The 23960-nt window shown below is 71.2% G+C and carries 24 protein-coding genes and 1 pseudogene; 7 read left to right on the top strand and 18 right to left on the bottom strand.

Translation table 11 applies throughout. The annotated features are described in order from the left end of the window. Positions 1-185: 185 nt before the first annotated feature. The 4 genes from mqnE to ACFYS8_RS24530 form a co-directional block, all read right to left on the bottom strand. Positions 186-1349, bottom strand: a complete 1164-nt coding sequence (gene mqnE / locus ACFYS8_RS24545) for an aminofutalosine synthase MqnE (protein ID WP_387644281.1) — start codon at positions 1347-1349, stop codon at positions 186-188. Positions 1350-1400: 51 nt separating this feature from the next. Then, entirely contained in the window at positions 1401-2366 is a 966-nt protein-coding gene (locus ACFYS8_RS24540) for a threonine/serine dehydratase (protein WP_387644278.1), read from the bottom strand. A 43-nt stretch (positions 2367-2409) separates the two neighbouring features. Continuing rightward, entirely contained in the window at positions 2410-2871 is a 462-nt protein-coding gene (locus ACFYS8_RS24535) for an Lrp/AsnC family transcriptional regulator (protein ID WP_030462120.1), read from the bottom strand. A gap of 118 nt (positions 2872-2989) precedes the next feature. Beyond that, positions 2990-3667 (bottom strand): UbiX family flavin prenyltransferase, encoded by a 678-nt coding sequence (locus ACFYS8_RS24530; protein WP_387644275.1) that lies wholly within the window; start codon positions 3665-3667, stop codon positions 2990-2992. Between the two features lie 124 nt (positions 3668-3791). On the opposite strand from ACFYS8_RS24530, the gene ACFYS8_RS24525 reads away from it, so the two are divergent. Together ACFYS8_RS24525 and ACFYS8_RS24520 are read left to right on the top strand one after the other, a co-directional pair. Then, positions 3792-4532 (top strand): cyclase family protein, encoded by a 741-nt coding sequence (locus ACFYS8_RS24525; protein ID WP_387644272.1) that lies wholly within the window; start codon positions 3792-3794, stop codon positions 4530-4532. A 63-nt stretch (positions 4533-4595) separates the two neighbouring features. Then, positions 4596-5306, top strand: a complete 711-nt coding sequence (locus ACFYS8_RS24520; protein ID WP_387644270.1) for an MOSC domain-containing protein — start codon at positions 4596-4598, stop codon at positions 5304-5306. A gap of 5 nt (positions 5307-5311) precedes the next feature. Here the strand turns inward: ACFYS8_RS24520 and ACFYS8_RS24515 are convergent, their stop codons facing one another. The 3 genes from ACFYS8_RS24515 to ACFYS8_RS24505 all read right to left on the bottom strand — a co-directional run bounded on the left by ACFYS8_RS24515 (position 5312) and on the right by ACFYS8_RS24505 (position 8282). Then, positions 5312-5689, bottom strand: a complete 378-nt coding sequence (locus ACFYS8_RS24515; RefSeq protein ID WP_387644267.1) for a VOC family protein — start codon at positions 5687-5689, stop codon at positions 5312-5314. 239 nt (positions 5690-5928) lie between these two features. After that, complete coding sequence (mqnP, locus tag ACFYS8_RS24510) at positions 5929-6828, bottom strand: menaquinone biosynthesis prenyltransferase MqnP (protein WP_387644264.1); 900 nt, start codon at positions 6826-6828, stop codon at positions 5929-5931. Further along, entirely contained in the window at positions 6825-8282 is a 1458-nt protein-coding gene (locus tag ACFYS8_RS24505) for a menaquinone biosynthesis decarboxylase (RefSeq protein ID WP_387644261.1), read from the bottom strand. The genes mqnP and ACFYS8_RS24505 overlap by 4 nt, the downstream gene beginning before the upstream one ends. 75 nt (positions 8283-8357) lie before the next feature. Here ACFYS8_RS24505 and ACFYS8_RS24500 point away from each other — a divergent pair, with 75 nt between their 5' ends. The 3 genes from ACFYS8_RS24500 (at position 8358) to ACFYS8_RS24490 (ending at position 10975) form a co-directional block, all read left to right on the top strand. Further along, positions 8358-8771, top strand: a complete 414-nt coding sequence (locus ACFYS8_RS24500; RefSeq protein ID WP_387644258.1) for a PLD nuclease N-terminal domain-containing protein — start codon at positions 8358-8360, stop codon at positions 8769-8771. Positions 8772-9119: 348 nt separating this feature from the next. Next, the gene (locus ACFYS8_RS24495) at positions 9120-10712 is read left to right on the top strand and encodes an acyl-CoA carboxylase subunit beta (RefSeq protein WP_387644985.1); all 1593 of its coding nucleotides are present in this window, start codon (positions 9120-9122) and stop codon (positions 10710-10712) included. A 59-nt stretch (positions 10713-10771) separates the two neighbouring features. Beyond that, positions 10772-10975 (top strand): acyl-CoA carboxylase epsilon subunit, encoded by a 204-nt coding sequence (locus ACFYS8_RS24490; protein ID WP_387644255.1) that lies wholly within the window; start codon positions 10772-10774, stop codon positions 10973-10975. A gap of 62 nt (positions 10976-11037) precedes the next feature. On the opposite strand, the gene ACFYS8_RS24485 is transcribed toward ACFYS8_RS24490, so the two are convergent. From ACFYS8_RS24485 to hemL, 7 genes are all read right to left on the bottom strand, one after another. Continuing rightward, on the bottom strand, positions 11038-11442 hold the full coding sequence (locus ACFYS8_RS24485; protein ID WP_043914717.1) for a hypothetical protein: 405 nt from the start codon (positions 11440-11442) through the stop codon (positions 11038-11040). A gap of 73 nt (positions 11443-11515) precedes the next feature. Further along, entirely contained in the window at positions 11516-12637 is a 1122-nt protein-coding gene (ccsB, locus tag ACFYS8_RS24480; protein ID WP_387644252.1) for a c-type cytochrome biogenesis protein CcsB, read from the bottom strand. Between the two features lie 3 nt (positions 12638-12640). Then, the gene (locus ACFYS8_RS24475) at positions 12641-14401 is read right to left on the bottom strand and encodes a cytochrome c biogenesis protein ResB (protein WP_387644249.1); all 1761 of its coding nucleotides are present in this window, start codon (positions 14399-14401) and stop codon (positions 12641-12643) included. A gap of 3 nt (positions 14402-14404) precedes the next feature. Then, positions 14405-15184 carry a cytochrome c biogenesis CcdA family protein gene (locus tag ACFYS8_RS24470; protein WP_387644246.1) on the bottom strand — a complete coding sequence of 260 codons (780 nt, stop codon included), beginning with the start codon at positions 15182-15184 and terminating at the stop codon, positions 14405-14407. After that, positions 15181-15771, bottom strand: coding sequence for a TlpA family protein disulfide reductase (locus ACFYS8_RS24465; RefSeq protein ID WP_387644244.1), 591 nt, complete (start codon positions 15769-15771; stop codon positions 15181-15183). The genes ACFYS8_RS24470 and ACFYS8_RS24465 overlap by 4 nt, the downstream gene beginning before the upstream one ends. A gap of 152 nt (positions 15772-15923) precedes the next feature. Continuing rightward, entirely contained in the window at positions 15924-16574 is a 651-nt protein-coding gene (locus tag ACFYS8_RS24460) for a histidine phosphatase family protein (protein ID WP_380484498.1), read from the bottom strand. Positions 16575-16606: 32 nt separating this feature from the next. Further along, positions 16607-17947, bottom strand: coding sequence for a glutamate-1-semialdehyde 2,1-aminomutase (gene hemL / locus ACFYS8_RS24455; protein WP_387644241.1), 1341 nt, complete (start codon positions 17945-17947; stop codon positions 16607-16609). Positions 17948-18197: 250 nt separating this feature from the next. Between hemL and ACFYS8_RS24450 the strand changes: the two genes are divergently transcribed. Then, positions 18198-18803, top strand: a complete 606-nt coding sequence (locus tag ACFYS8_RS24450) for a hypothetical protein (protein WP_387644982.1) — start codon at positions 18198-18200, stop codon at positions 18801-18803. 36 nt (positions 18804-18839) lie between these two features. Here ACFYS8_RS24450 and ACFYS8_RS24445 read toward each other — a convergent pair whose 3' ends face one another. From ACFYS8_RS24445 to ACFYS8_RS24435, 3 genes and pseudogenes are all read right to left on the bottom strand, one after another. Further along, positions 18840-20723: a DUF4419 domain-containing protein gene (locus ACFYS8_RS24445; protein ID WP_387644238.1), complete on the bottom strand. Its 1884-nt coding sequence runs from the start codon at positions 20721-20723 to the stop codon at positions 18840-18842. A 127-nt stretch (positions 20724-20850) separates the two neighbouring features. After that, positions 20851-21309, bottom strand: a complete 459-nt coding sequence (locus ACFYS8_RS24440; RefSeq protein WP_387644979.1) for a LysR substrate-binding domain-containing protein — start codon at positions 21307-21309, stop codon at positions 20851-20853. After that, positions 21233-21736, bottom strand: a pseudogene (locus ACFYS8_RS24435) (LysR family transcriptional regulator); the annotation flags it as partial. The gene ACFYS8_RS24440 and the pseudogene ACFYS8_RS24435, both read right to left, overlap by 77 nt. 71 nt (positions 21737-21807) lie before the next feature. On the opposite strand from ACFYS8_RS24435, the gene ACFYS8_RS24430 reads away from it, so the two are divergent. Further along, complete coding sequence (locus tag ACFYS8_RS24430) at positions 21808-22608, top strand: NAD(P)-dependent oxidoreductase (RefSeq protein WP_387644236.1); 801 nt, start codon at positions 21808-21810, stop codon at positions 22606-22608. A gap of 2 nt (positions 22609-22610) precedes the next feature. Here the strand turns inward: ACFYS8_RS24430 and ACFYS8_RS24425 are convergent, their stop codons facing one another. Then, positions 22611-23903: an MFS transporter gene (locus ACFYS8_RS24425; RefSeq protein WP_387644976.1), complete on the bottom strand. Its 1293-nt coding sequence runs from the start codon at positions 23901-23903 to the stop codon at positions 22611-22613. Positions 23904-23960: the final 57 nt, after the last annotated feature.

The raw sequence follows: 23960 nt of genomic DNA, 5'->3' as shown, positions 1-23960 counted from the left end.
CCCAGACCCGGGGGACGCGGTGGAACCCGGGCTGTGTGATGAGCCTGTGAGCATACGCGTCCGGCGAGGCTTCTCCGGTGGTGAGAGGCACTTTGGGTGGTGAACGGCCGTCCCGCGCGCCCCCTGGAAAAACAGCTGCGCCCGGCGGCCGGAGACCGGCCGCCGGGCGCGTGGCCGAGCGAAAGTCAGAGGCGCATCGCCTGCGGGGTCTCCCGGCGCAGCAGGTCCGGCCCGTCGTACTCGCGGATGATCTCGTAGCGGGTGTTGCGCTCGACCGGGCGGAAGCCGGCGTCCCGGATCAGCTGGAGCAGGTCGTCGCGGCCCAGCTTGTTCGGGGTGCCGAAGTTGTCCGCGTCGTGGGTGATCTTGTACTCGACCACCGAGCCGTCCATGTCGTCCGCGCCGTGGCTGAGCGCCAGCTGCGCGGTGGTGACGCCGTGCATCACCCAGAACACCTTGACGTGCGGGACGTTGTCGAACAGCAGACGGGACACCGCGAAGGTCTTCAGCGCCTCGGCGCCGGTGGCCATCTCGGTGCGGTCCATCAGACGGTTGCGGACCTTGCCGTCCTTGGAGTCGTGGAAGTCGTGCTGGTAGCGCAGCGGGATGAAAACCTGGAAACCGCCGGTCTCGTCCTGCAGTTCACGCAGCCGCAGCACGTGGTCGACCCGGTGGCGGGGCTCCTCGATGTGGCCGTACAGCATGGTGGCCGGGGTCTTGAGGCCCTTTTCGTGCGCCAGGCGGTGGATCCGCGACCAGTCCTCCCAGTGGGTTTCGTGGTCGACGATGTGCTGGCGGACCTCCCAGTCGAAGATCTCCGCGCCGCCGCCGGTCAGCGACTCCAGGCCGGCCTCGATCAGCTCGTCCAGGATCTCGCTGGCCGTCAGGCCGCTGATCCGCTCGAACCAGTGGATCTCGGTCGCGGTGAACGCCTTCAGCGAGACGTTCGGCAGCGCGGCCTTCAACTCCTTCAGCGAGCGCGGGTAGTAGCGCCACGGCAGGGTCGGGTGCAGGCCGTTGACGATGTGCAGCTCGGTGAGGGACTCCGACTCCATCGCCTTGGCGAGCCGGACGGCCTCCTCGATGCGCATCGTGTACGCGTCCTTCTCGCCCGGCTTGCGCTGGAACGAGCAGTACGCGCAGGAGGCGCTGCACACGTTGGTCATGTTGAGGTGACGGTTGACGTTGAAGTGGACGACGTCGCCGTTCTTCTGCGTCCGCACGTGGTGCGCCAGGCCGCCCAGCCAGGCCAGGTCGTCGCTCTCGTAGAGCGCGATCCCGTCCTCGCGGGTCAGCCGCTCACCGGCGTAGACCTTCGCCTCCAGCTCGCGCTTGAGCCCTGCGTCCATGCGGCGCTCCGCCTCCTCGGTCCTTCGGTTCGTTGCCAGTCGAGACTACGCCTAGGCCGCCAGCAGTTCGGCCAGCAGGGCGGGGTCCAGGTTGCCGCCGCTCAGGACGGCCGCGAACACCCGGCCGCCAAGCTCGTCCGCGCGGTGGAAGTACGCGGCCGGGGCGACCGCGCCGGACGGCTCGGCGACCAGCCGGCCGCGGCGGGCCAGCAGTGCGACGGTGTCCTTGATCTCCTGCTCGGAGACGGTGACGATGTCGTCCACGTACGCGGTGAGGTGCTCGAACGGGAGCACGCCCACCGACGGAGTGCGCAGGCCGTCCGCGATGGTGCGGTAGGTGTCGGCCATCGGCCAGGCGGTGCGGATGCCCTTGCGCAGGCTCTCCTGCGCGTCCGCCGCGAGCTCCGGCTCCACGCCGATCACCCGCACGCCCGGGCAGGCCAGCTTCAGCGCCGCCGCCGTCCCGGAGATCAGGCCGCCGCCGGAGACCGGCACCAGCACGGTGTCCAGGTCGTCCGGGGCGTCCTCGGCGATCTCCAGGCCGACCGTGCCCTGGCCCGCCACGATGTACGGGTCGTCGTACGGCGGCACCCACACGTAGCCGTGCTCGGCGACCAGCCGCGGCGGGAGCGTGTCACGCTGCTCGGCCGGGACGACCAGCACCTCGGCGCCGAACGCACGGGTGTTCTCGATCTTCACGGCGGGCGAGGTGTCCGGCATCACGATGACCGCCTTGATGCCGAGCCGCCGCGCCGCGTAGGCCACCGCCTGGGCGTGGTTGCCGCTGGACTGCGCCACCACGCCCCGGGAGCGCTCCTCCTCGGTCAGCGCCGCCAGCCGGTTGAACGCCCCGCGGACCTTGAACGCCCCGGTCGGCTGGAGACTCTCCGGCTTGATCCACAGCCGGCGCCCGTCCGGCTGCTCCGCCCACGGGCAGGGCAGCAGCGGGGTGCGGACCGCCGCACCGGCGATCCGGCGTTGGGCGGCGCGCAGGTCTTCCAGATCGACCAGGGACATCCGGGGCCATCCTCGGGAGTTGACGGGGTGTGAGGTGGCGACCCTACTCGGCGAGGTGCAGCGGCAGTTCGCTGACCCTGTTCTCCCACTTGGTGGAGAGCACCACCGTGGTCCGGGTGCGCGCCACCCCCTTGGTGCCCGACAGCCGCTTGACCACCGACTCCAGGCCCTCCACGTCCGGCACCCGGACCTTCAGCATGTACGAGTCGTCACCCGCGATGAACCAGCAGTCCTCCACCTCCGGGAGGTCCTTCAGCCGGTGCGAGACGTCGTCGTGGTCGGCGGCGTCGGTCAGTTGAAGACCGATCAGCGCCGTCACGCCGTAGCCCAGGGTGGCCGGGTTGACCGTCGCCCGGTACCCGGTGATCACGCCCGCCTGCTCAAGGCGGTTGATCCGGTCCGTCACGCTCGGCCCGGAGAGGCCCACCAGACGGCCCAGCTCGGCGTACGAGGCACGGCCGTTCTCACGAAGTGCCTGAATGAGCTGCCTGTCCACAGAGTCCATTACCTGCCGCGTCCTTCCGAACCACTCCAGAACCACAGATCATTTTCTGGATTCCAAGGCGCCGAGCGCCGATCGACCGGGGTATCCCAGAGAACATACTCTCCCGTAGCGCGGCCGCTCACTCGCCCCGGCGCGGCCCGGTTTCCTGGGAACGTCCGGGAGTGCTGCCCGCTTCGCCGAGGCTGCCCGTCCAGCGCCGGTACAGGGAGTGCCGCACGCCCACCGCGTCCAGCACCCGGCCGGCCACGAAATCCACCAGCTCCTGGGCGGTCGAGCCCCCCGCGTAGAACCCCGGCGAGGCCGGCAGCACGACCGCGCCCTGCGCGTCGAGGGTCACCAGGTGCTGCAGGGTGGAGCCGGTGAGCGGCGTCTCGCGCAGGCAGATCACCAGCGGGCGGCGCTCCTTGAGCGTGACCGAGGCGGTGCGCTGGAGCAGGTCCTTGGACAGCCCCAGCGCGATGCCGGCCGCCGCGCCGGTGGTGGCCGGGACGACCAGCATGCCCTTCGCCGGGTACGAGCCGGAGGACGGGCCGGCCGCGAAGTCCCCTGCGGGCCAGTACCGGACGTCGTCCAGCTCCTTCTCGTCCCGGCCCAGCCACTGCGCGAGATCGGCCTTCCAGTGCGCGTCCCGGAACGAGATGCCGGTCTCGTCCAGGATGGTCAGCCGGGCGGCCCGGCTCACGATCAGGTCGACGGACTCGCCGGCATCCAGCAGCGCACGGATCACGGACGCGGCGTAGGGGGTGCCACTGGCGCCGGAGACGCCTACGACCCAAGGGCGACGGGTGTTGCTCATACCGCCATTGTCGCGTCCACGGGCAGGTCATTGCCCCGCATCGCGATCTTTCCGACGGGTGCGTTCCCCTTCGCGCAGTTCCCCGCGCCCCTGGTGGCGCGCCTCTTGGGTTCAGAATGTGTACATGGCAGCCGTGTTGGTGGATTTGACGCATCCGGTGGTGTCCGGGATGCCGGTGTATCCGGGGGATCCCGGGGTGGAGTTGCGGGCGGCGTTGACGGCCGGGGTGGAGGGGGTGAATGTGCTGGCGGTGCATCTGGGGTCGCAGACGGGGACGCACGTGGATGCGCCGTATCACCTGGATGTGCGGTGGCCGACGTTGGACGGGTTGCCGTTGGAGCTGTTCACGGGGCCCGCGGTGGTGGTGGATCTGCGCGGGTTGCCGGCCCGCGGGGAGGTGACGGCGGAGCACTTGGCGGCGGCGCTCGCGGTCTCGGGGCCGGGCACGGTGCTGCTGTTGGCGACGGGGTGGCCCAAGTACTGGGGGACGGACCGGTACTTCGCGCATCCGTACCTGTCCGAGGAGGCCGCGGCGGCGATTGTCGCGGCGGGTGTGCGCACCGTCGGGGTGGACGCGCTGTCGGTGGATCCGACGCCCGATCCGGGGCCGTCCGATCCCGAAGTGGCGAGTCTGCTGGCCGAGTTGAAGGACGAGCACGATCCGGCGCCGGAGTTGCCGACGCTGGCGGCGCACCGGGTGCTGTTGGGGCCGGAGGGCGGTGGGGTGATCGCGGAGAACCTGACGGACCTGTCGTTGCTGCTGGAGGCGCAGGCGGCGGGGGTGCCGGTGGAGGTGTCGCTGTTCCCGTTGCGGTTGACGGCGGCGGACGGGGCGCCGGTGCGGGCGGTGGCGCGAATCGGCTGACGGGCCGCCGCCGTCCGCGACTTGGTCTAGACCACCTTGGCATGGCGCCGCTAGGCTCCCGCCATGCCTCAGATCGTCGGTGTGGTCGAGCGCTTGTGGCGCTATCCCGTGAAATCCACGGGCGGCGAGTTGCTCGACTCCGTCGAGGTGGAAGAACGCGGCCTGGTCGGCGACCGCCTCTACGCGGTGCGCGACGGCGCCGGGAAGTTCGGGTCGGGCAAGAGCACCCGCCGGTTCCGGCGGATGGACGGTCTGCTGCGGCTCAGCTCCCGGCTGGGCGGCCGGATCGACGGCCCGGAGCTGTTCGACCCGCTGGGCATGCCGGTCCCGGACCCGGACGCCTTCCTGCGCGCCTACCTGGAGCAGGAGGACGTCGCCCTGGCCCGCGAGGACGCCGTCTCGCACTTCGACGAACTGCCGGTGAGCGTGCTGACCACCGCCACCCTGGACTGGGTGGCCGCGGCGGTACCGTCCGCGGTGGTGGACGAGCGCCGGTTCCGGCCGAACGTGCTGCTGCGCACCCCGCCCGGGACGCCCCCGTTCACCGAGGACGCCTGGTACGGCCGGGAGGGCCGGGTGAAGGGCGGGGTGCGGCTGGCGTTCGTCCGGGCCAGCGTGCGGTGCGTGATGGTCGGGGCGCCGCAGCCCGGGCTGCCGCACGCGCCGGAGATCCTGAAGACCGTCGCGCACGAGCGGGACTCCGAGCTCGGCGCGCTGGCGTCCGTCTCCCGGCCCGGCCGGCTGCGGGTCGGGGACGTGCTGACGCTGGCCTGAGGCGGTCAGCCGGCCCGGCGCGGGATCAGGCAGAACGGGTGCCCGGCCGGGTCGACGAACACCGTCCAGCCCGCCTCCCGGTCCTTGACCTCGGCGCCGAGCTCCACCACCCGCTGCTCGACGGCGGAGACGTCCTCGACCTCGATGTCCAGGTGGAGCTGCTGCGGGTGACCCGGGTCCGGCCAGATCGGCGGGCGGTAGTCCTCGACCCGCTGGAACCCGAGAACCTGGCCGTTCGGCAGGTGGACGGTGGACCACTCCTCGTGGAGCGACCAGCGCGGATCGGGCCGGTCGACCTCGCCGCCGAGCAGCGCGGCGTAGAAGTGGGCCAGGCCCGCCGGGTAGTGGCAGTCCAGCACCACGCACTGCAGTGTGCCGATCATCGTGCGCTCCCCGTCCGGGTCTCGTCGGTCTCTCGCTCCAGCATGGCTCATCAAGGGGGCCGACCGCAGACGATCAGCGGGAACTGCGCGACAAGCGCAAAGCCCGTCCGCAAGGTCGCGAGCACGTGCAAGTCATTGCCCTGCGTCGCGATCTTGCTGACGGGCACCTCCCGCTTCGCGCAGTTCCCCGCGCCCCTGGTTGTGCTCTCCCTGGTTGTGCTCTCCCTGGTTGCGCAGCCTCACACGGTGAGGCCCCGGGCGATCAGGTCGATCAGGGCGAAGGCGAACAGCGAGATGCCCACGAAGCCGTTGGTCTGGAAGAACGCCCGGTTGAGGCGGGACAGGTCGTGCGGCTTGACGATGGTGTGCTCGTAGACGAAGGCGCCGGCGACGACGGCGAGGCCGCACCAGAAGAAGGCGCCGGCGTCGGTGAGGACGGCGTACCAGATCAGCAGTGCGGTGGTGAGGGCGTGGCAGACCCGGGCGCCGTTGATGGCGGCGGGGATGCCGAACCGGGCGGGGACGGAGCGGACGCCCATGCCGCGGTCGGCGGCGACGTCCTGGCAGGCGTAGATGAGGTCGAAGCCGCCGATCCAGATGCCGACGGCGAGGCCGAGGACGGCCGCCTCCCAGGACCAGCTGCCGGTGACGGCGAGCCAGGCGCCGACCGGGCCCATGGCCTGGGCGATGCCGAGGATGGCCTGCGGGAAGTCGGTGAACCGCTTGCCGTAGGGGTAGACCACCATCGGGATCACCGCGACCGGGGCCAGCACCAGGCAGAGGGTGTTGAGCAGGGCGGCGGAGCCGAGGAAGACCACCAGGGCGATGGCGGAGCCGATGTACGCGGTGCGCACCGAGACGGCGCCGGTGACGAGTTCGCGGTTCGCGGTGCGCGGGTTCCGGGCGTCGATCTCGCGGTCGATGATCCGGTTGGCGGCCATCGCGAAGGTGCGCAGGCCGACCATGCAGATGGTGACCAGCAGCAGCTGGCCCCAGTGCACGGACTTGTCGGCGAGGAACATCGCGGTGAGGGCGGCGATGTAGGCGAAGGGCAGGGCGAAGATCGAGTGTTCGATCATGACCAGGCGCAGGAAGGCCCTGGTCCTGCTCTTCGGGGCTTCGAAGGCGGCGGTGGTCACAGCCCGTATTCCTTCCAGCGGCGGGTGACCCGGGCGGCGGTCGCCGGGTCGGAGGCGACCATCTCGGGCCAGCCGCCGTCGCGGGTGTAGCCCTCCTCGGGGAGCTTGCGGGTGGCGTCGATGCCGGCCTTGCCGCCCCAGAACTGCTGGTAGGAAGCGTGGTCGAGGTGGTCGACGGGGCCTTCGACGACGGACAGGTCGCGGCTGTAGTCGACGTTGCCGAGGGCCCGCCAGGCGACTTCCTGGTAGTCGTGGACGTCGCAGTCGGCGTCCACCACGATGATCAGCTTGGTCAGCGACATCATGTGGGCGCCCCAGATGGCGTGCATGACCTTCTGCGCGTGCTTCGGGTACTTCTTGTCGATCGAGACGATCACGCAGTTGTGGAAGCCGCCGGCCTCGGGCAGGTCGTAGTCGACGATGTCCGGGATGATCACCTTGAGCAGCGGCAGGAAGAAGCGCTCGGTGAACTTGCCGAGCGGGCCGTCCTCGGTCGGCGGGCGGCCGACCACGATGGACTGCAGGATCGGGCGGCGGCGCATGGTGACGCAGTCGATGGTGAGCGCGGGGAACGGCTCCTGCGGCGTGTAGAAGCCGGTGTGGTCGCCGAACGGGCCCTCGGGCAGCATCTCGCCGGGCTCCAGCCAGCCTTCGAGGACGACCTCGGCGTCCGCCGGAACCTGGAGCGGGACGGTCTTGCAGTCGACCATGCGGGTCCGCTCGCCCGCGACGAAGCCGGCGAACAGGTACTCGTCGATGTCGCCGGGCAGCGGGGCGGTGGCGGCGTAGGTGACGGCGGGCGGGCAGCCGAAGGCGATCGCGACGGGCAGCTTCTCGCCGCGCTTGGCGGCGACCGCGGCGTGGTTGCGGCTGTCCTTGTGGATCTGCCAGTGCATGCCGATGGTGCGCTTGTCGTGCCGCTGCAGCCGGTACAGGCCGAGGTTGCGGATGCCCGAGTCCGGGTCCTTGGTGTGGGTCAGGCCGAGGTTGAAGAAGGAACCGCCGTCCTCGGGCCAGGTGAACAGCGCGGGCAGCTGCTCAAGGTCGACGTCGTCGCCGGTGAGCACCACCTCGTGCACGGGCGCGTCGCCGGACTTCACGTTCTTCGGCGGGACGTGTGCCATCGAGGCGAGCTTGCCGAAGGCCTCGCGGAAGCCGGTGAAGCCGTGCGGCAGTTCGGGCTTGAGCAGGCCGCCGATCTTCTCGGCGATGTCGTCGGGGGACTTCAGGCCGAGGGCCTTGGAGAGCCGGCGCTCGGTGCCGAAGACGTTCATGGCCAGCGGCATCGCCGAGCCCTTGACGTTCTCGAAGAGCAGCGCGGGGCCCTTGGCCTTCTGCACCCGGTCGACGATCTCACCGACCTCCAAGTACGGGTCGACCTCCACCTTGATCCGCTTCAGGTCACCGTCGCGTTCCAGGGCCCGGAGGAAGGAACGGAGATCGTCGTATGCCATACCTGTCAGTATCCGATACGGGCTAACCTGAGCCCGCCAAGGGTCCTGTTCGAACGTAGTTCGGAGTTCTGCGCTGTGCTTCTGCGAGTCGTCCCCACGGTGGCACTGCTGGCCCTGTGGGTGTGGGCGTTCATCGACTGCCTGACCACCCCGGAGGACGAGATACGCCACCTGCCGAAGGTGGTGTGGGTGATCATCGTGCTGCTGTTCCCGCTGGTCGGCTCGATCGCCTGGCTGGTGGCCGGCAAGGACCGGGCCGCCGCCCGACGGCGGCGGGGGTCGTGGCCGTCCGGCCCGGCCGCCGGGTTCCCGGAGCGCGGGCGCCCGCTCGCGCCGGACGACGACCCGGAGTTCCTGGCTTCGCTGAACCGCGGCAACCAGCAGCACGAGCAGCTGCTGGAGCAGTGGGAGGCCGACCTGCGGCGCCGCGAAGAGGAGCTGCGCCGAAGGGGCGAACGTCCCGAGGAAGGCGACGGCTCCAAGGCCTGATCCCGCTTTTGGCGGATCCCTACGATCCAGGCGTTCTCCAGTTCCGCTCCATCCGGCCGCCGGCCTTCGCGCGCCCCTTTCGGGGGCCTCGTTCCGGTGGCCTTCGTATGCCCTCCATCTTGCCGCTGACCTGCCAATTCACTGGTCCGGGAGATCCCGGTGGGGGTATCCCCCAGCACCCGCCCGGAGTGACCCGGCGGTAGGCCCGTGCGCCCCCTTCTGTGCGTCCTCTACAGCGATCGGCGTCCGACCTTGTACGGAACCGACGCCGAAACGCGGGCGCACTGGCTCGTACTGTCGTAACAGAAGAGGTGTTCGCTGGCTCACGTGACCTTGGAGAGGTTCGAGATGACGGTCCTGCACGATGCGCCGGTCGGCGGCGAGGCTCCGGCCGATGCCCGTAGCCGGGTCACCGAACTTCACGAGCTGCGCGAGCAGGTCCGCCGGGGTCCGAGCGAGAAGGCCACCGAGGCGCAGCACGCCAAGGGCAAGCTGACCGCCCGGGAGCGGATCGAGCTGCTGCTGGACGAGGGTTCGTTCCGCGAGGTCGAGCCGCTGCGCCGGCACCGCGCGCAGGGTTTCGGCCTGGAGGCGAAGAAGCCGCACACCGACGGCGTGATCGTCGGCTGGGGCACCGTCCACGGCCGTACCGTCTTCACCTACGCCCACGACTTCCGGATCTTCGGTGGCGCGCTGGGCGAGGCCCACGCGCAGAAGATCCACAAAATCATGGACATGGCCATCGCGGCCGGTGCCCCGCTGGTCTCGCTGAACGACGGCGCCGGCGCCCGCATCCAGGAGGGTGTCACCGCGCTGGCCGGTTACGGCGGCATCTTCCAGCGCAACACCCGCGCCTCCGGCGTGATCCCGCAGATCTCGGTGATGCTCGGCCCGTGCGCCGGTGGCGCCGCGTACTCCCCCGCGCTGACCGACTTCGTGTTCATGGTCCGTGAGACCTCGCAGATGTTCATCACCGGCCCGGACGTGGTCCAGGCCGTCACCGGCGAGAAGATCACCCAGAACGGCCTCGGCGGCGCCGACGTCCACTCCTCGGTGTCCGGTGTCTCGCACTTCGTCTACGACGACGAGCAGTCCTGCATCGAAGAGGTCCGCTACCTGCTCTCGCTGCTGCCGCAGAACAACCGCGAGATGCCGCCGACCGTCGCCAACGACGACCCGGTGGACCGCCGCAACGACTCGCTGCTGGACCTCGTCCCGGCCGACGGCAACCGGCCGTACGACATGCGCAAGGTGATCGAGGAGATCGTCGACCACGGCGAGTACCTCGAGGTCCACGAGCGCTGGGCGACCAACGTGATCTGCGCGCTGGCCCGGGTGGACGGCCACGTGGTCGGCATCATCGCCAACCAGCCGCAGTCGCTGGCCGGCGTGCTGGACATCAACGCCTCCGAGAAGTCCGCGCGCTTCGTGCAGATGTGCGACGCGTTCAACATCCCGCTGGTGACCATGCTGGACGTGCCCGGCTTCCTGCCCGGCGTGGACCAGGAGCACGACGGCATCATCCGGCACGGCGCCAAGCTGCTGTACGCGTACTGCAACGCCACCGTGCCGCGCATCCAGCTGATCCTGCGCAAGGCCTACGGCGGCGCGTACATCGTGATGGACTCCCGCTCGATCGGCGCGGACCTGTCCTTCGCCTGGCCGACCAACGAGATCGCCGTGATGGGCGCCGAGGGCGCCGCCAACGTGATCTTCCGCCGTGACATCAACGGGGCCGAAGACCCCGAGGCGATGCGCGCGCAGAAGATCAAGGAGTACAAGAGCGAGCTGATGCACCCGTACTACGCGGCCGAGCGCGGCCTCGTCGACGACGTCATCGACCCCGCGGAGACCCGGGCCGTGCTGGCCTCCTCGCTGGCCATGCTCCGCACCAAGCACGCCGACCTGCCGAGCCGCAAGCACGGCAACCCGCCGATGTAACCGGTGCGTCGCGCCCGACACCACCGTTCAGCCGCCAGCCTGGGGGAGAAACAGGAACCATGAACGAACCTCTCGTCCGCATCGTCCGCGGCTCGCTGTCCGTCGAGGAGCTCGCCGCCCTGACCGCCGTGCTGGCCGCCCGCGCCGCGCAGGCCTCGGCGGTCGCCGCCGCCAACCAGGTCGTCGAGCCGATCGCCACCTGGTCCCGGATCGAGCGCCGCCCGGCGTACTTCTCCCCGGTCAGCTGGCAGCAGGCCGCGTAAGCGTGAACACGCGAGGGGCTCCGGAGGCAGTGCCCCCGGAGCCCCTCGCGTGTTGCGTGCTGCTACGCCGCGGCCAGCGCCGCAGGGCGGCCGGCGTGCATGGTGATGAGGTTGGCCGCCAGCCGCTGCGGGTCCTGGGCCAGCCAGAGCCGCACCGCGGCACCGAGCATGATGCAGGACGAGCCGAGGCGGACGCCGGTGGAGTGGGCGATCCGCGCGGTGGCGATGGTGAGCAGGTCGGCGAGCTCGGTCGGCAGCCACACCGTGAGCGCGCAGGGCGCCGGGGTGGCGAGCGCGGCGAGCAGCCGGTGGGCGTCCGCCGGGCAGTGCAGCGTGGGCAGAACGTCCAGCAGGCCGTCGGCGACGACCTCGGAGACATCGCTGTGATGGCCCTGGGCGAGCCGTCGCAGCAGCGCACGTTCCGCTGCGGTGATTCGGACGGTCATGATGACCTCGTCGCACTCCATGGTGCGGCCCTCCTCGCGGCTTTGTGGATCTCGGGGGTGGATCAGGGGATGGTGGAGCAGGTGGGGCGGGGCGTCAGATACCGGCGTACGAGTGCTTGCCGGTGACGAAGATGTTGACGCCGTAGAAGTTGAACAGCCAGCAGGCGAAGGCGAGCAGGGCCAGGTAGGCGGCCTTGCGTCCGCGCCAGCCGGCGGTGGCCCGGGCGTGCAGGTAGGCGGCGTAGGCGACCCAGGTGATGAACGACCAGGTCTCCTTCGGGTCCCACTCCCAGTACTTGCCCCAGGCGGCCTCGGCCCAGATCGCGCCCGCGATGATGGTGAACGTCCACAGCGGGAAGACCAGGGCGTTGATCCGGTAGGACAGCTTGTCCAGGGTGCTCGCCGCGGGCAGCCGGTCCATGAAGTTGGCGGCCCGGACGGTCAGGCCGGCCGCGATCCGGTGCTCGTAGCGGTCCTTGAGCAGGTAGGCACCGGTGGCGACGGCCGCCGCGAAGAGGGCGCCGCCGCAGATCGTCGCGGTGGAGACGTGGATGCCCAGCCAGTAGGAGTGCAGCGCCGGGACGAGCTGCTCGGACTCGGTGTACAGCACGCTGACGGCGACGCCGAGGATCAGCAGGACCGCGATCACCACGGGCAGGCCGAGCCAGCGCACGTTCTTCTTGGTGGCCAGCAGCACGACGTACGAAGCGACCATCATCAGGCCGAACGCGACGGAGAACTCGTACATGTTGCCCCACGGCCAGCGCATCACCGACAGGCCGCGGGTGACCACGCCACCGATGTGCAGCAGCATGCCGAGCACGGTCAGCGAGACCGCGATCCGGCCGGCCACGTCGGCCTTCTCGCTGCTGCCGGCCGGGCCGAGGCCGTCGGCCGGGGTGTCGTCGCCGCGGCCGCTGGTCACCGTGGTGGCGCCGGCGTCGGCCAGCGCGGTGCGGGTCAGGGTGGCGGTGCCGCCGCCCTGCGAGGCCACCGTGACGCTGACCTTGCGCACGCCCTTCGCCGCGTCGGTGGAGTCGCTGACCGACTCCCCGAGGGTGGCCTGCTGCCGGGAGCGGACGGCGACGCCGCCCTTGGCACCGAACGTCCACTCGAACATCTGAGCGAACATGGCCAAGGTGTAGACGGCCATGGCCGAGTAGACCAGCTTGTTGGAGATATCGGCCAACTCATGGTTGACCTGCGCGAGCAGCACCGTCTACTCCTTGGTTTCCGGGGCGGTGGGGGCGGCTGCGGCCGGGGAGTCGGCCGCAGTCGGTGCGTCGTCGTCAGCGGTGTCGTCGGCGGGGCCGGCGGGGGCCGGTTCCTCGTCGGTGGCCGGGGCGTCGTTCTGCAGCTCGACGGCGAGCTCGGCGAGCTCCTCGGCGGTGCGGGCGGACTCGCTGCGGCCCAGCCCGGCCACCTCGACCAGGGTGCGGCCGTCGGCGCCGGTGGTGGCCCGGACCCAGATCCGGCGGCGCTGGACGAACAGCGAGCCGATCAGGCCGAGGATCGCGGCGACCGCGCCGACCAGCGCGACGGAGTTGCCGGGGTGGTGCGAGATGGTGAACGTCGCCCACTGCTGGTAGCCGTCGAAGCTGATGGTCCCGTAGTTGTCGGGCAGCTCCCATGCCTGGCCGACCTTGAGGCGGGCCTTGGCGATGTCGCCGTCGACCTTCAGCTGGGTCATCGCCTTGTCGTCCAGCTGGTACACGTTCTGCGGCAGGCCGCTGTCGGTGCGCAGGTCGCCCGCGTAGGCGGTGAGCACCAGCATCGGGTCGGCGGCGCCCGGGAACATCGACCGCGGGCCGGTCACGTTGAAGTTCTCCGGCGCGGTGGGCAGGAAGAAGCCCTGGAACGCCAGCTGGGTCTTGTTGCCGTTGGCGTCGGTGCCGTAGTCGTTGACCTTGATCACGCCGGGCGAGGTCATGTTGGCGTCGCGCGGCAGGAACGGCGTCGGGCCGCGGAAGACGATGTCGCCCTTGGCGTTCTTGACCGTCACCACCGGGGCGTAGCCGTGGCCGATCAGGTAGACCTTGGAGCCGCCGATCTCCAGCGGGTGGTTGACCTCGATGGTGGACTTCGTCAGCTTGGTCGCGTCGTCGCCCGTCCAGTAACGGACGTTGGCGGTGAACTGCCGGGCGGTGCCGGTCTGCGGGCCGGTCTCCTGGTAGCGGGCGGTGAAGCCGTCCAGCTTGAAGCCGAACTTGTCCAGGTCGTTCACGCCGTAGAACTGCGAGCCGTAGAAGTCGTCGATCTGGGTGGTGGTGTTGGAGTAGCCCTGGCCCTCCAGCACCAGCTTGCTGGCGGAGCCGGAGGCCACGCCGGCCCAGGCGACGCCGATCAGCAGCGCGAACAGCGAGAAGTGGAACAGCAGGTTGCCGACCTCGCGCAGGTAGCCCTTCTCGGCGGCGACCGACCTGCCGTTGGCGTGGGCCCGGAAGCCGCGCTTCTTCAGCAGCGCGTGGGCGGCGGCGTGCACGGTCTCCGGGTCGGCACCGCTGTGCCAGGCCGCGTACACCGGCATCCGGGTCAGGTTGCGCGGGGCCGCGGGGGGCTGCGAGCGCAGCACGCCGACGAACTGCCAGGTACGCGGGACGATGCAGCCGGCCAGCGAGATGAACAGCAGGATGTAGATCGCCGAGAACCAGGACGAGCTGTAGACGTGGAAGACCTGGAGCTTCTCGAACAGCGGCGTGATGCCCTTGTGGGCCTCCTTCCACGCCACCAGCTTCATCGTGTCGGGGCCCTCCTGCGGGACCAGCGAGCCGGGGATGGCCGCCAGCGACAGCAGGAACAGCAGCAGCAGGGCGACCCGCATCGAGGTGAGCTGCCGCCAGACCCAGCGCAGCCAGCCGGTGACGCCTATGCTGCCGGTCGGGATCTCGCCTTCCTCGGGTGCGGTGCTGAGCCGCTCGACGTCCGGGGAGTCCGGGTCCGCGGCGTCGGCCGGCTGGGGGCTGGTCTTGGTGTCGCTCACGGCTCAGATTCCGATCGAGAAGTTCTGGGTGAGGTACTGGAGCTGGTTGACCAGCGCGTCCCACGCCCCCGTCACCAGGGCCAGGCCGACGGCGACGAGCATGCCGCCGCCGATCCGCATCACCCACTGGTAGTGGCGCTTGACCCAGCCGAAGGCACCCAGCGCCTTGCGGAAGGCCAGCGCGGCCAGGACGAACGGTACGCCGAGGCCGAGGCAGTAGGCCGTCATCAGCAGTGCGCCGCGCCCGGCACTGGCCTGGTTGAAGGCCAGCGACTGGATCGCCGCCAGGGTCGGGCCGATGCACGGCGTCCAGCCCACGCCGAACACCACACCGAGCAGCGGGGCACCGGCCAGGCCGACCGCCGGGCGGCGGTGGCTGCGCAGTTCGCGCATGGTGAAGCCCGGCAGCAGGCCCATGAACGCCAGCCCCATCAGCACCGTGAGCACGCCCATCACGACCGAGATGGTGTGCTGGTGATCCTTCAAGGTCTGCCCGAAGGAACCGAACAGTGCGCCGCCGGAGATGAAGACAGCGGCGAAGCCGAGCACGAACAGCCCGGAGCCGGCCAGCATCCGGCCGCGGCGGGCGCCGCGGGCGTCGGAGAGGTCGGCGGCGGAGAAGCCGGTGACGTAGCTGAGGTAGCCGGGCACCAGCGGCAGCACGCACGGCGAGAAGAACGAGAGCAGGCCGGCGGCCAGCGCGATCGGCAGGGCGAGCAGCAGGGCGCCGCTGCCCACGGTGTCGTTGTAGCCGACCCCGGCAGCCGCCAGGGCGGCGCTCACTTGGACTCCGCGAGGACCGGCTCGATCATCTTGTCAAGGTCCTCGGTGGACATCGCGCGCATGGCGCGGGCGGCCAGCTTGCCGTCCTTGTCGATCACGATGGTGGTCGGGATGGACTGCGGGTTGAGGCTGCCCTTGGGGAACTTGAGGATCTGGGTGCCGTCCGGGTCGTAGATGCTCGGGTAGGTGATCCCGAAGTTCTTCTCGAACGCGACCGCGTTGGCGGGGTCGGTGTCCCGGGTGTTGATGCCGAGGAACTGCACCTGGTCGCCGAACTTCTGGGAGCTCTCCTGCAGGCCCTTGGCCTCGGCCCGGCAGGGGCTGCACCAGGAGCCCCAGATGTTGAGGACGACCACCTTGCCGCGGTAGTCGGAGAGCTTGAGCGCGGTGCTGTCCAGCCCGGTGCCGCTGATGTCCGGGGCGTCCACCCGGTGACCGGCGGCGGCGGTGTCGATGCCGCCCTTGCCGGTGATGAAGCCCACCGAGCCGCCTCCGGAGCCGGAGCTGGCACACCCGGTGAGGGCCAGGGCGGTGGCCGCGCCGAGGGCGGCGGTGAGGCGGGCGCGGCGGCTTGACGTCCAAGACATGTGAAAAGTTTCGCATGGCTCTTCGGCCCGTTTTAGGGGGGTCCGGCGTTGATGACCGGACCCCCTCTGACCTGCGAATACTTTATTTATGATCGTCTTAATTCGGGCATTTTCCAGGCAGGCCAGGCTTACCTGAGCACCATCAATGTGAGCTACGCCCCGAAGCTCTTCCCGACCGGCTTGTCGCCCTTCTTGCCCTTGCCCACCAGGTGCGCCGGCAGCAGATCGCGGGCCGGCTCGCGGTAGCCGATCGAGACGATCCGGTCACCCTCGTAGGTGAAGCTGGTCAGCGAAGCGAGCGAGCACTGCCGGCGGCGCGGGTCGTGCCACAGGCGGCGGCGCTCGGCGAACGAGCGCAGGATCCAGATCGGCAGCTGGTGGCTGACGCACACCGCCTCGTGCCCGCGCGCGGCGTCCCGGGCGCCGGCGATCGCGCCCATCATCCGCACCACCTGGTCGATGTACGGCTCGCCCCAGGACGGCTTGAACGGGTTGGTCAGGTACTTCCAGTACCCCGGGTTGCGCAGCGAGCCGTCGCCGACGCCGAAGGTCTTGCCCTCGAAGATGTTCTCCGCCTCGATCAGCCGCGGGTCGGCCGCGACGGTCAGGCCGTGCGCCTTGGCGATCGGCTCGGCGGTCTCCTGGGCGCGCTCCAGCGGAGAGGCCACCACGTGGGTGATGTCACGGTCCTTCAGGTGGTCGGCCACCCGCTCGGCCATCTGCCGCCCCAGCTCGGAGAGGTGGTAGCCCGGCAGCCGGCCGTACAGCACGCCCTCCGGGTTGTGCACCTCGCCGTGCCGCATCACGTGGACGACGGTGATGTCCTTCTTCTCGCTCACTTCGACTCCTCGGTGGCCTCGGCGGCGGCACGGGCGGCGGCGGGCAGGGCGGCGGCGATCCGCTCGATCGCGCGCGCGTCGTGCGCGGCCGAGACGAACCAGGACTCGAACGCCGACGGCGGCAGGTAGACGCCCTGACTCAGCATCGAGTGGAAGAAACCGTTGAAGCGGAACGCCTGCTGACGGCGGGCCTCGTCGTAGTTGGTGACCTGCTGGTCGGTGAAGAAGACCGAGAACATGTTGCCCGCGGTCTGCAGGCGGTGCGCCACGCCCTCCTTGGTGAGCGCCTCGGCGACCAGGCCGGACACCTCGGCGGCGACCTTGTCGACGGTGGCGTAGACCTCGTCGGTGCAGTTGCGCAGCTGGGCCAGGCCGGCGGCGGTGGCGATCGGGTTACCGGACAGGGTGCCCGCCTGGTAGACCGGGCCGGCCGGGGCGAGGTGCGCCATCACGTCGGCGCGGCCGCCGAACGCCGCGGCCGGGAAACCGCCGCCCATCACCTTGCCGAAGGTCAGCAGGTCCGGCGCCCAGCCCTCGCGGGCGGCCTCCAGCCCGTACCAGCCCGCCTTGGAGACGCGGAAGCCGGTCATCACCTCGTCGGAGATGAACAACGCGCCGTTCTCCCGGCACAGTTCGGCCAGGCCGCCGTTGAAGCCGGGCAGCGGCGGGACGACGCCCATGTTGCCGGGCGAGGCCTCGGTGATCACGCAGGCGATCTCGCCGGGGTGCGCGGCGAACGCGGCGCGCACCGCCTCCAGGTCGTTGTACGGCAGCACGATGGTGTCGCCGGCCTGCGCGCCGGTGACGCCCGGGGTGTCCGGCAGGCCGAAGGTGGCGACGCCGGAACCGGCGGCGGCCAGCAGCGCGTCCACATGACCGTGGTAGCAGCCCGCGAACTTGACCACCTTGGCGCGGCCCGTGAAGCCGCGGGCCAGCCGGATCGCCGACATGGTGGCCTCGGTGCCGCTGGAGACCAGGCGGACCTGCTCGACCGGGGCGATTCGGGCGACGATCTCCTCGCCGAGCTCGACCTCGCCCTGACCGGGCGTGCCGAACGAGGTGCCGCGGGAAACCGCCTGCTGCACGGCCTCGATCACCGCCGGGTGCGAGTGGCCCAGCAGCATCGGGCCCCAGGAACACACCAGGTCCACGTATTCGCGGCCATCGGCGTCGGTCAGGTACGGGCCGCTGCCCGACACCATGAACCGGGGCGTGCCGCCGACCGCGCGGAAGGCCCGCACCGGCGAGTTGACGCCGCCGGGGGTGACCGCCAAGGCGCGCTCGAACAGCGACTGGGACTGGGGTGCTTCGTACGGGTAGCTCATCTGCTCGCTCATCCGTTGGGTCCGCGGGGTGGCCTGGAGCCTCTCTTACCCGAACATGGTCTCAAATCGTGTCTTTGCGTTCTGCATGTCGGGCCCGATCATCTGGAACGATGATCCGTGTGCTGCTCCCCTCACTGCCCGTGGCGAAGGTAAGGTCGTGTAGCGCGCGCTCGTGTAGCGCGCAAGCAGACGGGTAAGGGGCATGTCCGGAGGGAAAGTCGGACATGCGGGGGTCTGTCGATTCCGGCGAGTTCCGGTGAGGATGGTCCGAGTGTCCGAGAGGCAGGACGGTTTCGACGAGGCCGCGGAGCGTACCCGCAGGCCGGACGAGACCGGCGGGGGCAGGGAAGCGGGCAGGGGAAGGAGGGGCGAGGGCAGAGTGGGGGTCACCTACAAGTACTTCGGCGCACCGGACCGCGCCACCGCCGCCAGAGTCCCCACCGCCCTCGGCCCCGGTGGCCTCGGCCTCGACGCCGGTGAGCTCGGCGCCCTGGGCCGGCTCGGCGACCTGATGGAGACCAGTGGCTCCGGCAACGGGCACCTCTCCACCAAGATCAAGCCCGAGACGATGAGCGCGATGGTCCTCACGGGCATTCAGGGCGTCCCGCTGCACCACGTCCCGCCGCTCGAACTGGTGGTCCTGCACCCCGACTACGCGGTGGTCCAACTCCCGCACACCGTCGTCGAACCGCTCCGCAAGGCCGACGAACCCGAGCTCGGCGCCGCCGCGTTCATCTGGTCCACCGTCCCCGACCGCCGCGGCCCGCGGGACGCCTTCGTCATCTACCAGATGCTGCACGAGTGGCAGGACTTCGCCTCCCGCCTGCACGAGGCGGGGCACCAGCTGTACTGCCTGGTCTGGCCCTGACGCTCCGCCAGGCGCAGGGCCGTTCCCGGTGATCGATCAGTCGCGGTACCCCAGCGCCTCGTCCAGGTCCGGGCCGAAGCGGTCGTAGACCTCGATCTCCCCGGTGTCGGGGAGGGATTCCCCGAGGTGCCAGCGGCCGTCGGACGCCGACCGGACGAAGTAGTCCGAGCCGACCTGGACGATGTGGCTGGGCTCGAAGGCGCCGGTTCGGGTGGGGTCGTCGTCGGTGACCGTCCGGTCGAGGGGGAGGGCCCGGGCGACGGGGTCGCCGGTGACTTCGCGGAGCCGGGCGTGGGTCCAGCCGTCCGGGAGCAGGTGGTCGGCGGGGTGGGGCCAGTCCGGGAGGAGTTCCAGGACGGCGTGGGCGAGGCGCGGGCGGAGGTACTCGCCGTCGCGTTCGAGGCCGAGCAGGCCGGCCAGGAACGTCATCTCGCGCTCGCCGTCCGGGCGCTGCCAGCGGAACGGGGCGCTGGAGACGTGGGACGGGAAGTCTTTCTGCTGGTAGCTCCTTCCGCCCTGCCAGTCGAAGGACGTCTTGGGCTGCGGGCCGTCCGGGGTCTGGGTGTGGGCGAACAGGGCGGTGATCCAGCCGGTGACGGATTCGCCGCCGGAATGCGACTTCCACTTGTAGAACGAGCGCCAGAAGTCCTCGTCGACGGGCCCGCCGGCGGCGGTACGGGCAATCTCGGCGAGGACGGGGCGCAAGGCGTCGAACCAGGGGCGCAGGCCGTCGAACCGGGCCGCGAGGGAATCGACCCGGCCGGCGAGCAGCTGCCAGTCCTCGGCGGTGCCCTCCAGGCGGATCCGCGGGATGCCGCACAGGGTCGTCCAGGTGAAGCGGTAGTACGGGCCGACCACGGACATCAGCGCCACCAGGGCCGAGGACAGGTCGTCCGGGGTGGTGGTGCTGAAGCGGGGCAGGAAGAGGTCGGTGACCTCCGCGCCGAGCTTCTCGCGCAGCGGTTCGAGCACCAGCCGGATCGACCGGCTCCAGTCCGGATCCGGGGCGAGCAGGCTGTCGTCCTGGACTGCGATCTCCTGCTGGTGCGCGGGCGTGTCGGTGAAGATCCCGGCGTACGTCTCGGAGTTGAGCCGCACATGGATCGCCACCTCGTGCACCACGGCGTACCAGAGGACGTCCGGCGCGAGGCTGAGCGGGAGGTGCGCGCAGAAGCTCTGGTGGGCGGCGCGAACCAGCAGGCTCCAGGTCGGCTCGGGGCCGCCGTGCGGGCGGGGTGCCGCCACGAGGGTGGTTGCGGAACGGTGGTGGACGTGCACCTCGCGGGACGAAACGGCCTGCAGGAACGGCGCGTTGTCGACCGCCCGGAGGGTGGTGGCGAGTTCGACGGCCCAGTCGTCCGGCGGCAGCGGCAGGTCGATCACGGCTGCGGCCGGGCGCGGTGCGGCGAGGTTCCACTCCGCGGGGAGGGCGGTGTCGCAGACGGCGCAGGTCAGGTCGTCGTCCTTGACCAGGTTGATTTGTCCGCACGCCCGGCAGCGGCGGAAGGCGCACGCATGGGTGAACCCGTCCGGCCGGGCGGTGAGGCCGGCCCGGTCGAGGGCGTCGGCGGCGGCCGACCAGCTGTCCAGGTCCGGGCAGTAGCCGGTGGACAGGTTGCTGATCTCGCGGACCGCCCACCCGCCGCCGGCCTGCCGGGCGAAGCGAATCTCACCGGCCGCCAGGACGTCCGCCCCGCCTGCGCACGCGACGTGCTCGCTGCGGCGCGGCGCCAGCCGCAGCATGCCGGTGGAATCGACCACATAGGTGACCGGCTCGTCGCGCTCGGCGGGCGCCAACTCCGCCAGCCAGCGGTCGAGTTCGGCGAGGGCGGGAATGGCGCGGCCGAGGGTGCTTCGGTCTGCGCGGGCGAGCAGTTCGGGCGGGCCGACGTAGGCGAACATGCGAGGTCTTCCGGTCATGCCGACACGGTAGGGCGTGGCAGGGCGGGCGTCGGGCTTTCGCGGGAGGAGGGCGTGGACGAGTACTGCCGGGTCGTCCAGCTGCTGCTGCGGGTGCCCCGGGTGGAGAGACGGCCTGACCACCCCTTCACTCGGCGGTCGCGGCGCGCAGCAGGGGGAGGAAGGCCGTGACCGCCGGTGCGGGTCGGTGGCCCCGGCGGGTGGCGGTGTGGACGTGGCGGACCGGGGTGTCGTCCGGGTGCAGCGGGACGAGGGTGAGGTCCGGGCGGGCGGCGCGGGCGGCCAGGGACGGGATCAGGGTGATGCCCAACCCGGCTGCCACCAGGCCGAGTTTGGCCGTCCAGCCGGCCACCTCGTACTCGACCCGGGGCTGGAAGCCGCTGCGGGCGCAGGCGGCGAGCAGGGTGGTCTCGATGCGGCGGCTGGCGGTGATCCACGGGCTCTTCGGCGAGGTCGGCCAGTCGCAGGCGGCGGCGCCGGGCCAGCCGGTGTCCGCGCGGCAGGGCGACCAGCACCGGGTCGTCGGCGATCCGGTGGAGCTCGAACTGCTCGGTGTCGTACGGGTGTTCCGGGTAGGCGGTGACAAGTGCGAGGTCGATCGCGCCCTCCGCGAGCAATTCCAGCAGCTGCGCGGACAGCCCCTCGGTGAGGGTGAGCGCGATGCCGGGGTGTGCGGCCCGGAACGCGGCCAGCGCGGCCGGGACGAGGGCCGCGTTGGCGCTGTCGAACGCGCCCAACCGGAGGTGGCCGGAGGCGAGTTGAGTCAGCGCGGTGAGGTCGCGGCGGGTGCCGTCCAGCCGGTCCAGCATCGCTTCGGCGTGCGGCAGCAGGGCCTGCCCGTGCTCGGTGAGCCGCACTTCGCGGGCCAGCCGGTCGAACAGCGGGACGCCGAACTCGGCTTCCAGGGTGGAGATTTGGCGGGAGATCGCGGACTGGGTGAACCCCAGCTGCTCCCCAGCCGCGGTGAACGAGCCGAGCCGGGCGGCGGTGCGGAAGACGTCGAGCCAAGCCATGTCCATTCGGCATGGTTACCATGCGAGACATTCGCTTGTCGCCTGCCTGGGCCGCCCCTAGCGTGGCGGCCATGGAGATCACGGAGCGCATTGCCTTTCTCGGACTCGGCCGGATGGGCCTCCCGATGGCCCGCCGACTCGCGGGCGCCACGCCGGAGTTGGCGGTGTGGAACCGCACGCCGGGCCGGGCCGAGGGCCTCAGCGAGGCCGCCGCCCCGGCGGAGGCCGTACGCGGCGCCGGGGTCGTCGTCACCATGCTGTCCGACCCGGCGGCGGTGGCCGAGGTCGCGAAGCGGTTCCTCCCGGCCCTGGAGCCCGGCACGCTGTGGATCGAGATGTCCTCGATCGGCCCGCAGGCCGCGGCCGGGCTGCGCGCTCAACTCCCGGACGGGGTCACGATGGTGGACGCCCCGGTGCTGGGCAGCATCGGCCCCGCCGCGACCGGCGACCTGGTGGTGTACGCGGGCGGCGAGGCGGCGGATCTGGACCGGGCCCAGCCCGTCCTGGAACGCCTCGGCCGGGTCCTCCGCTGCGGCGGCCCCGGCGCGGGCGCGGCGCTCAAGCTGGTGGTGATGGGCGCGGTCGTCGCGTCGGTGACCGCCGTCGGCGAGGCGCTCACCGTCGCCGAACAGCTGGGCGTCTCCGAGGAGTTGGCGCGTCGCGCGCTGTCCGCCGGCCCGCTCGCCGGCATCATGGCCCGGGCCGGGAGCACGGAGGCCGACTTCCCGATCCGCCTTGCCGCCAAGGACCTGACCCTCGCCAACGGCGGACCCGTCCTCCAGGCCGCCCGCACCACCCTGCTCGCCGACCCCACCCTCGCCGAGCACGACCTCTCCGCCATCGCCACCACCCACCGCCCCCGGCCCGCCTGACCTCAGTCGACGCCGGCCGCGCGGGCCCGTCCGGCCAGTACGACGAGCAGCGCCACCGGCGCCGCCAGCATCGTGAACGCCGTTGCATAGCCCGTCAGTTGGGCGGTTCCGAGGGCCAGGCAGGTGTTGAGGACGGCGGACGCGAGGGCGAGGACGCCGACCTGGCCGAGGTTCTGGTTGGTCTGCATGGCGCTGCTGGTGCGGCCCTCGCGGCCGGCGAGGCTGTGGGTGAGCGAGAGGACGGTGAGGGCCGGGGAGAGCAGGCCCATGCCGATCGCGGCGATCGGCATCGCGGGGGCGGCGGTGAGGGCCGGCATCGCGGGGAAGGTGCCGAGGACGGCGAGGGCGACGGCGGCGGACATCACCAGGGCGCCGAGGGCGACCACCCGGTGCCGGGGGGTGTGCCGGAAGAGCTGGCCCTGCGCCCAGGAGCCCTCCGCCCAGGCGATCGCCGCGCCGGTGAAGGCGAAGCCGCTGATCACCGGGTTGACGTGCCGTTCGGTGATCAGCAGGAGCGGGACGTACGCCTCCAGGGTGAAGAACGTCCCGGAGGAGAGGCCGCGCAGCAGCACCGTGGTGGGCAGGCCGCGCAGTGCCCGCCAGGTGCCGGTGGGGAGCAGGCGCGGGGCGAAGGCGATCAGCAGCGCGGCGCCGACGGCGACGAAGAGCAGGTGGCGGGCGTCCCAGCCGGACACGCCGTACTGTCCGAGTGCGGCGGCGACGCTGACCACGGCGGCGATCAGCAGGGGCGGTCGCGGCGGGTGCTCGTCGAGCGTGCGCGGCAGGGTGTGGCGGCGCAGGATCGGGACCAGCAGGACGGTGGGGAGCGCGGTCAGCACGGCCAGGCCGTAGAACACGACACGCCAGGACCAGAGTTCGGAGACCAGTCCGGCGATCGGCGGCCCGACCAGCGAGGGGATCACCCAGCAGGCGCTCATCAGCGCGAGCACCCGGGGCTGGAGCCGTTCCGGGTAGGCCTGCCCGATGGCCGCGTTGATCGCGACGGCGGCCATGCCGGCGGCGAGGCCGTCCAGGAAGCGTCCGGCGGCGAGTTGCCAGATGGAGGTGCTGGCGGCGGAGACCAGCAGGGTGAGGACGGTGAGCACCAGGCCGGCGGCGAGCGGGTCGCGGGCTCCGGCGCGGTCCGACCAGGTGCCGCCGAGGACGCCACCGAGCAGGCTGGCCGCCACGAAACACCCGGCGACCAGCGGAAACAGCGCGACGCCGTGCAGGTCGGCGGCGGCGGTCGGCAGGGTGGGCACCACGGCCAGGGCAGCGAACCCGGTCAGGAACATGATGGCGGTGAAGCAGGCGGTGACCGCCCGGTACTCCCGGGCGAAGATCCCCTCCAC

Source organism: Kitasatospora sp. NPDC004615 (assembly GCF_042873545.1).
Classification (GTDB): domain Bacteria; phylum Actinomycetota; class Actinomycetes; order Streptomycetales; family Streptomycetaceae; genus Kitasatospora.
This window is presented reverse-complemented; position numbering and strand designations above follow the sequence as displayed.

Bases quoted from the DNA above. Each gene is read 5' to 3' on its own strand.
- mqnE (WP_387644281.1), bottom strand. From the start codon at position 1,349: ATGGACGCAGGGCTCAAGCGCGAGCTGGAGGCGAAGGTCTACGCCGGT.
- ACFYS8_RS24540 (WP_387644278.1), bottom strand. From the start codon at position 2,366: ATGTCCCTGGTCGATCTGGAAGACCTGCGCGCCGCCCAACGCCGGATC.
- ACFYS8_RS24535 (WP_030462120.1), bottom strand. From the start codon at position 2,871: ATGGACTCTGTGGACAGGCAGCTCATTCAGGCACTTCGTGAGAACGGC.
- ACFYS8_RS24530 (WP_387644275.1), bottom strand. From the start codon at position 3,667: ATGAGCAACACCCGTCGCCCTTGGGTCGTAGGCGTCTCCGGCGCCAGT.
- ACFYS8_RS24525 (WP_387644272.1), top strand. From the start codon at position 3,792: ATGGCAGCCGTGTTGGTGGATTTGACGCATCCGGTGGTGTCCGGGATG.
- ACFYS8_RS24520 (WP_387644270.1), top strand. From the start codon at position 4,596: ATGCCTCAGATCGTCGGTGTGGTCGAGCGCTTGTGGCGCTATCCCGTG.
- ACFYS8_RS24515 (WP_387644267.1), bottom strand. From the start codon at position 5,689: ATGATCGGCACACTGCAGTGCGTGGTGCTGGACTGCCACTACCCGGCG.
- ACFYS8_RS24505 (WP_387644261.1), bottom strand. From the start codon at position 8,282: ATGGCATACGACGATCTCCGTTCCTTCCTCCGGGCCCTGGAACGCGAC.
- ACFYS8_RS24495 (WP_387644985.1), top strand. From the start codon at position 9,120: ATGACGGTCCTGCACGATGCGCCGGTCGGCGGCGAGGCTCCGGCCGAT.
- ACFYS8_RS24490 (WP_387644255.1), top strand. From the start codon at position 10,772: ATGAACGAACCTCTCGTCCGCATCGTCCGCGGCTCGCTGTCCGTCGAG.
- ACFYS8_RS24485 (WP_043914717.1), bottom strand. From the start codon at position 11,442: ATGGAGTGCGACGAGGTCATCATGACCGTCCGAATCACCGCAGCGGAA.
- ACFYS8_RS24465 (WP_387644244.1), bottom strand. From the start codon at position 15,771: ATGTCTTGGACGTCAAGCCGCCGCGCCCGCCTCACCGCCGCCCTCGGC.
- ACFYS8_RS24460 (WP_380484498.1), bottom strand. From the start codon at position 16,574: ATGCGGCACGGCGAGGTGCACAACCCGGAGGGCGTGCTGTACGGCCGG.
- hemL (WP_387644241.1), bottom strand. From the start codon at position 17,947: ATGAGCGAGCAGATGAGCTACCCGTACGAAGCACCCCAGTCCCAGTCG.
- ACFYS8_RS24450 (WP_387644982.1), top strand. From the start codon at position 18,198: ATGGTCCGAGTGTCCGAGAGGCAGGACGGTTTCGACGAGGCCGCGGAG.
- ACFYS8_RS24445 (WP_387644238.1), bottom strand. From the start codon at position 20,723: ATGACCGGAAGACCTCGCATGTTCGCCTACGTCGGCCCGCCCGAACTG.
- ACFYS8_RS24430 (WP_387644236.1), top strand. From the start codon at position 21,808: ATGGAGATCACGGAGCGCATTGCCTTTCTCGGACTCGGCCGGATGGGC.
- ACFYS8_RS24425 (WP_387644976.1), bottom strand. From the start codon at position 23,903: ATGTTCCTGACCGGGTTCGCTGCCCTGGCCGTGGTGCCCACCCTGCCG.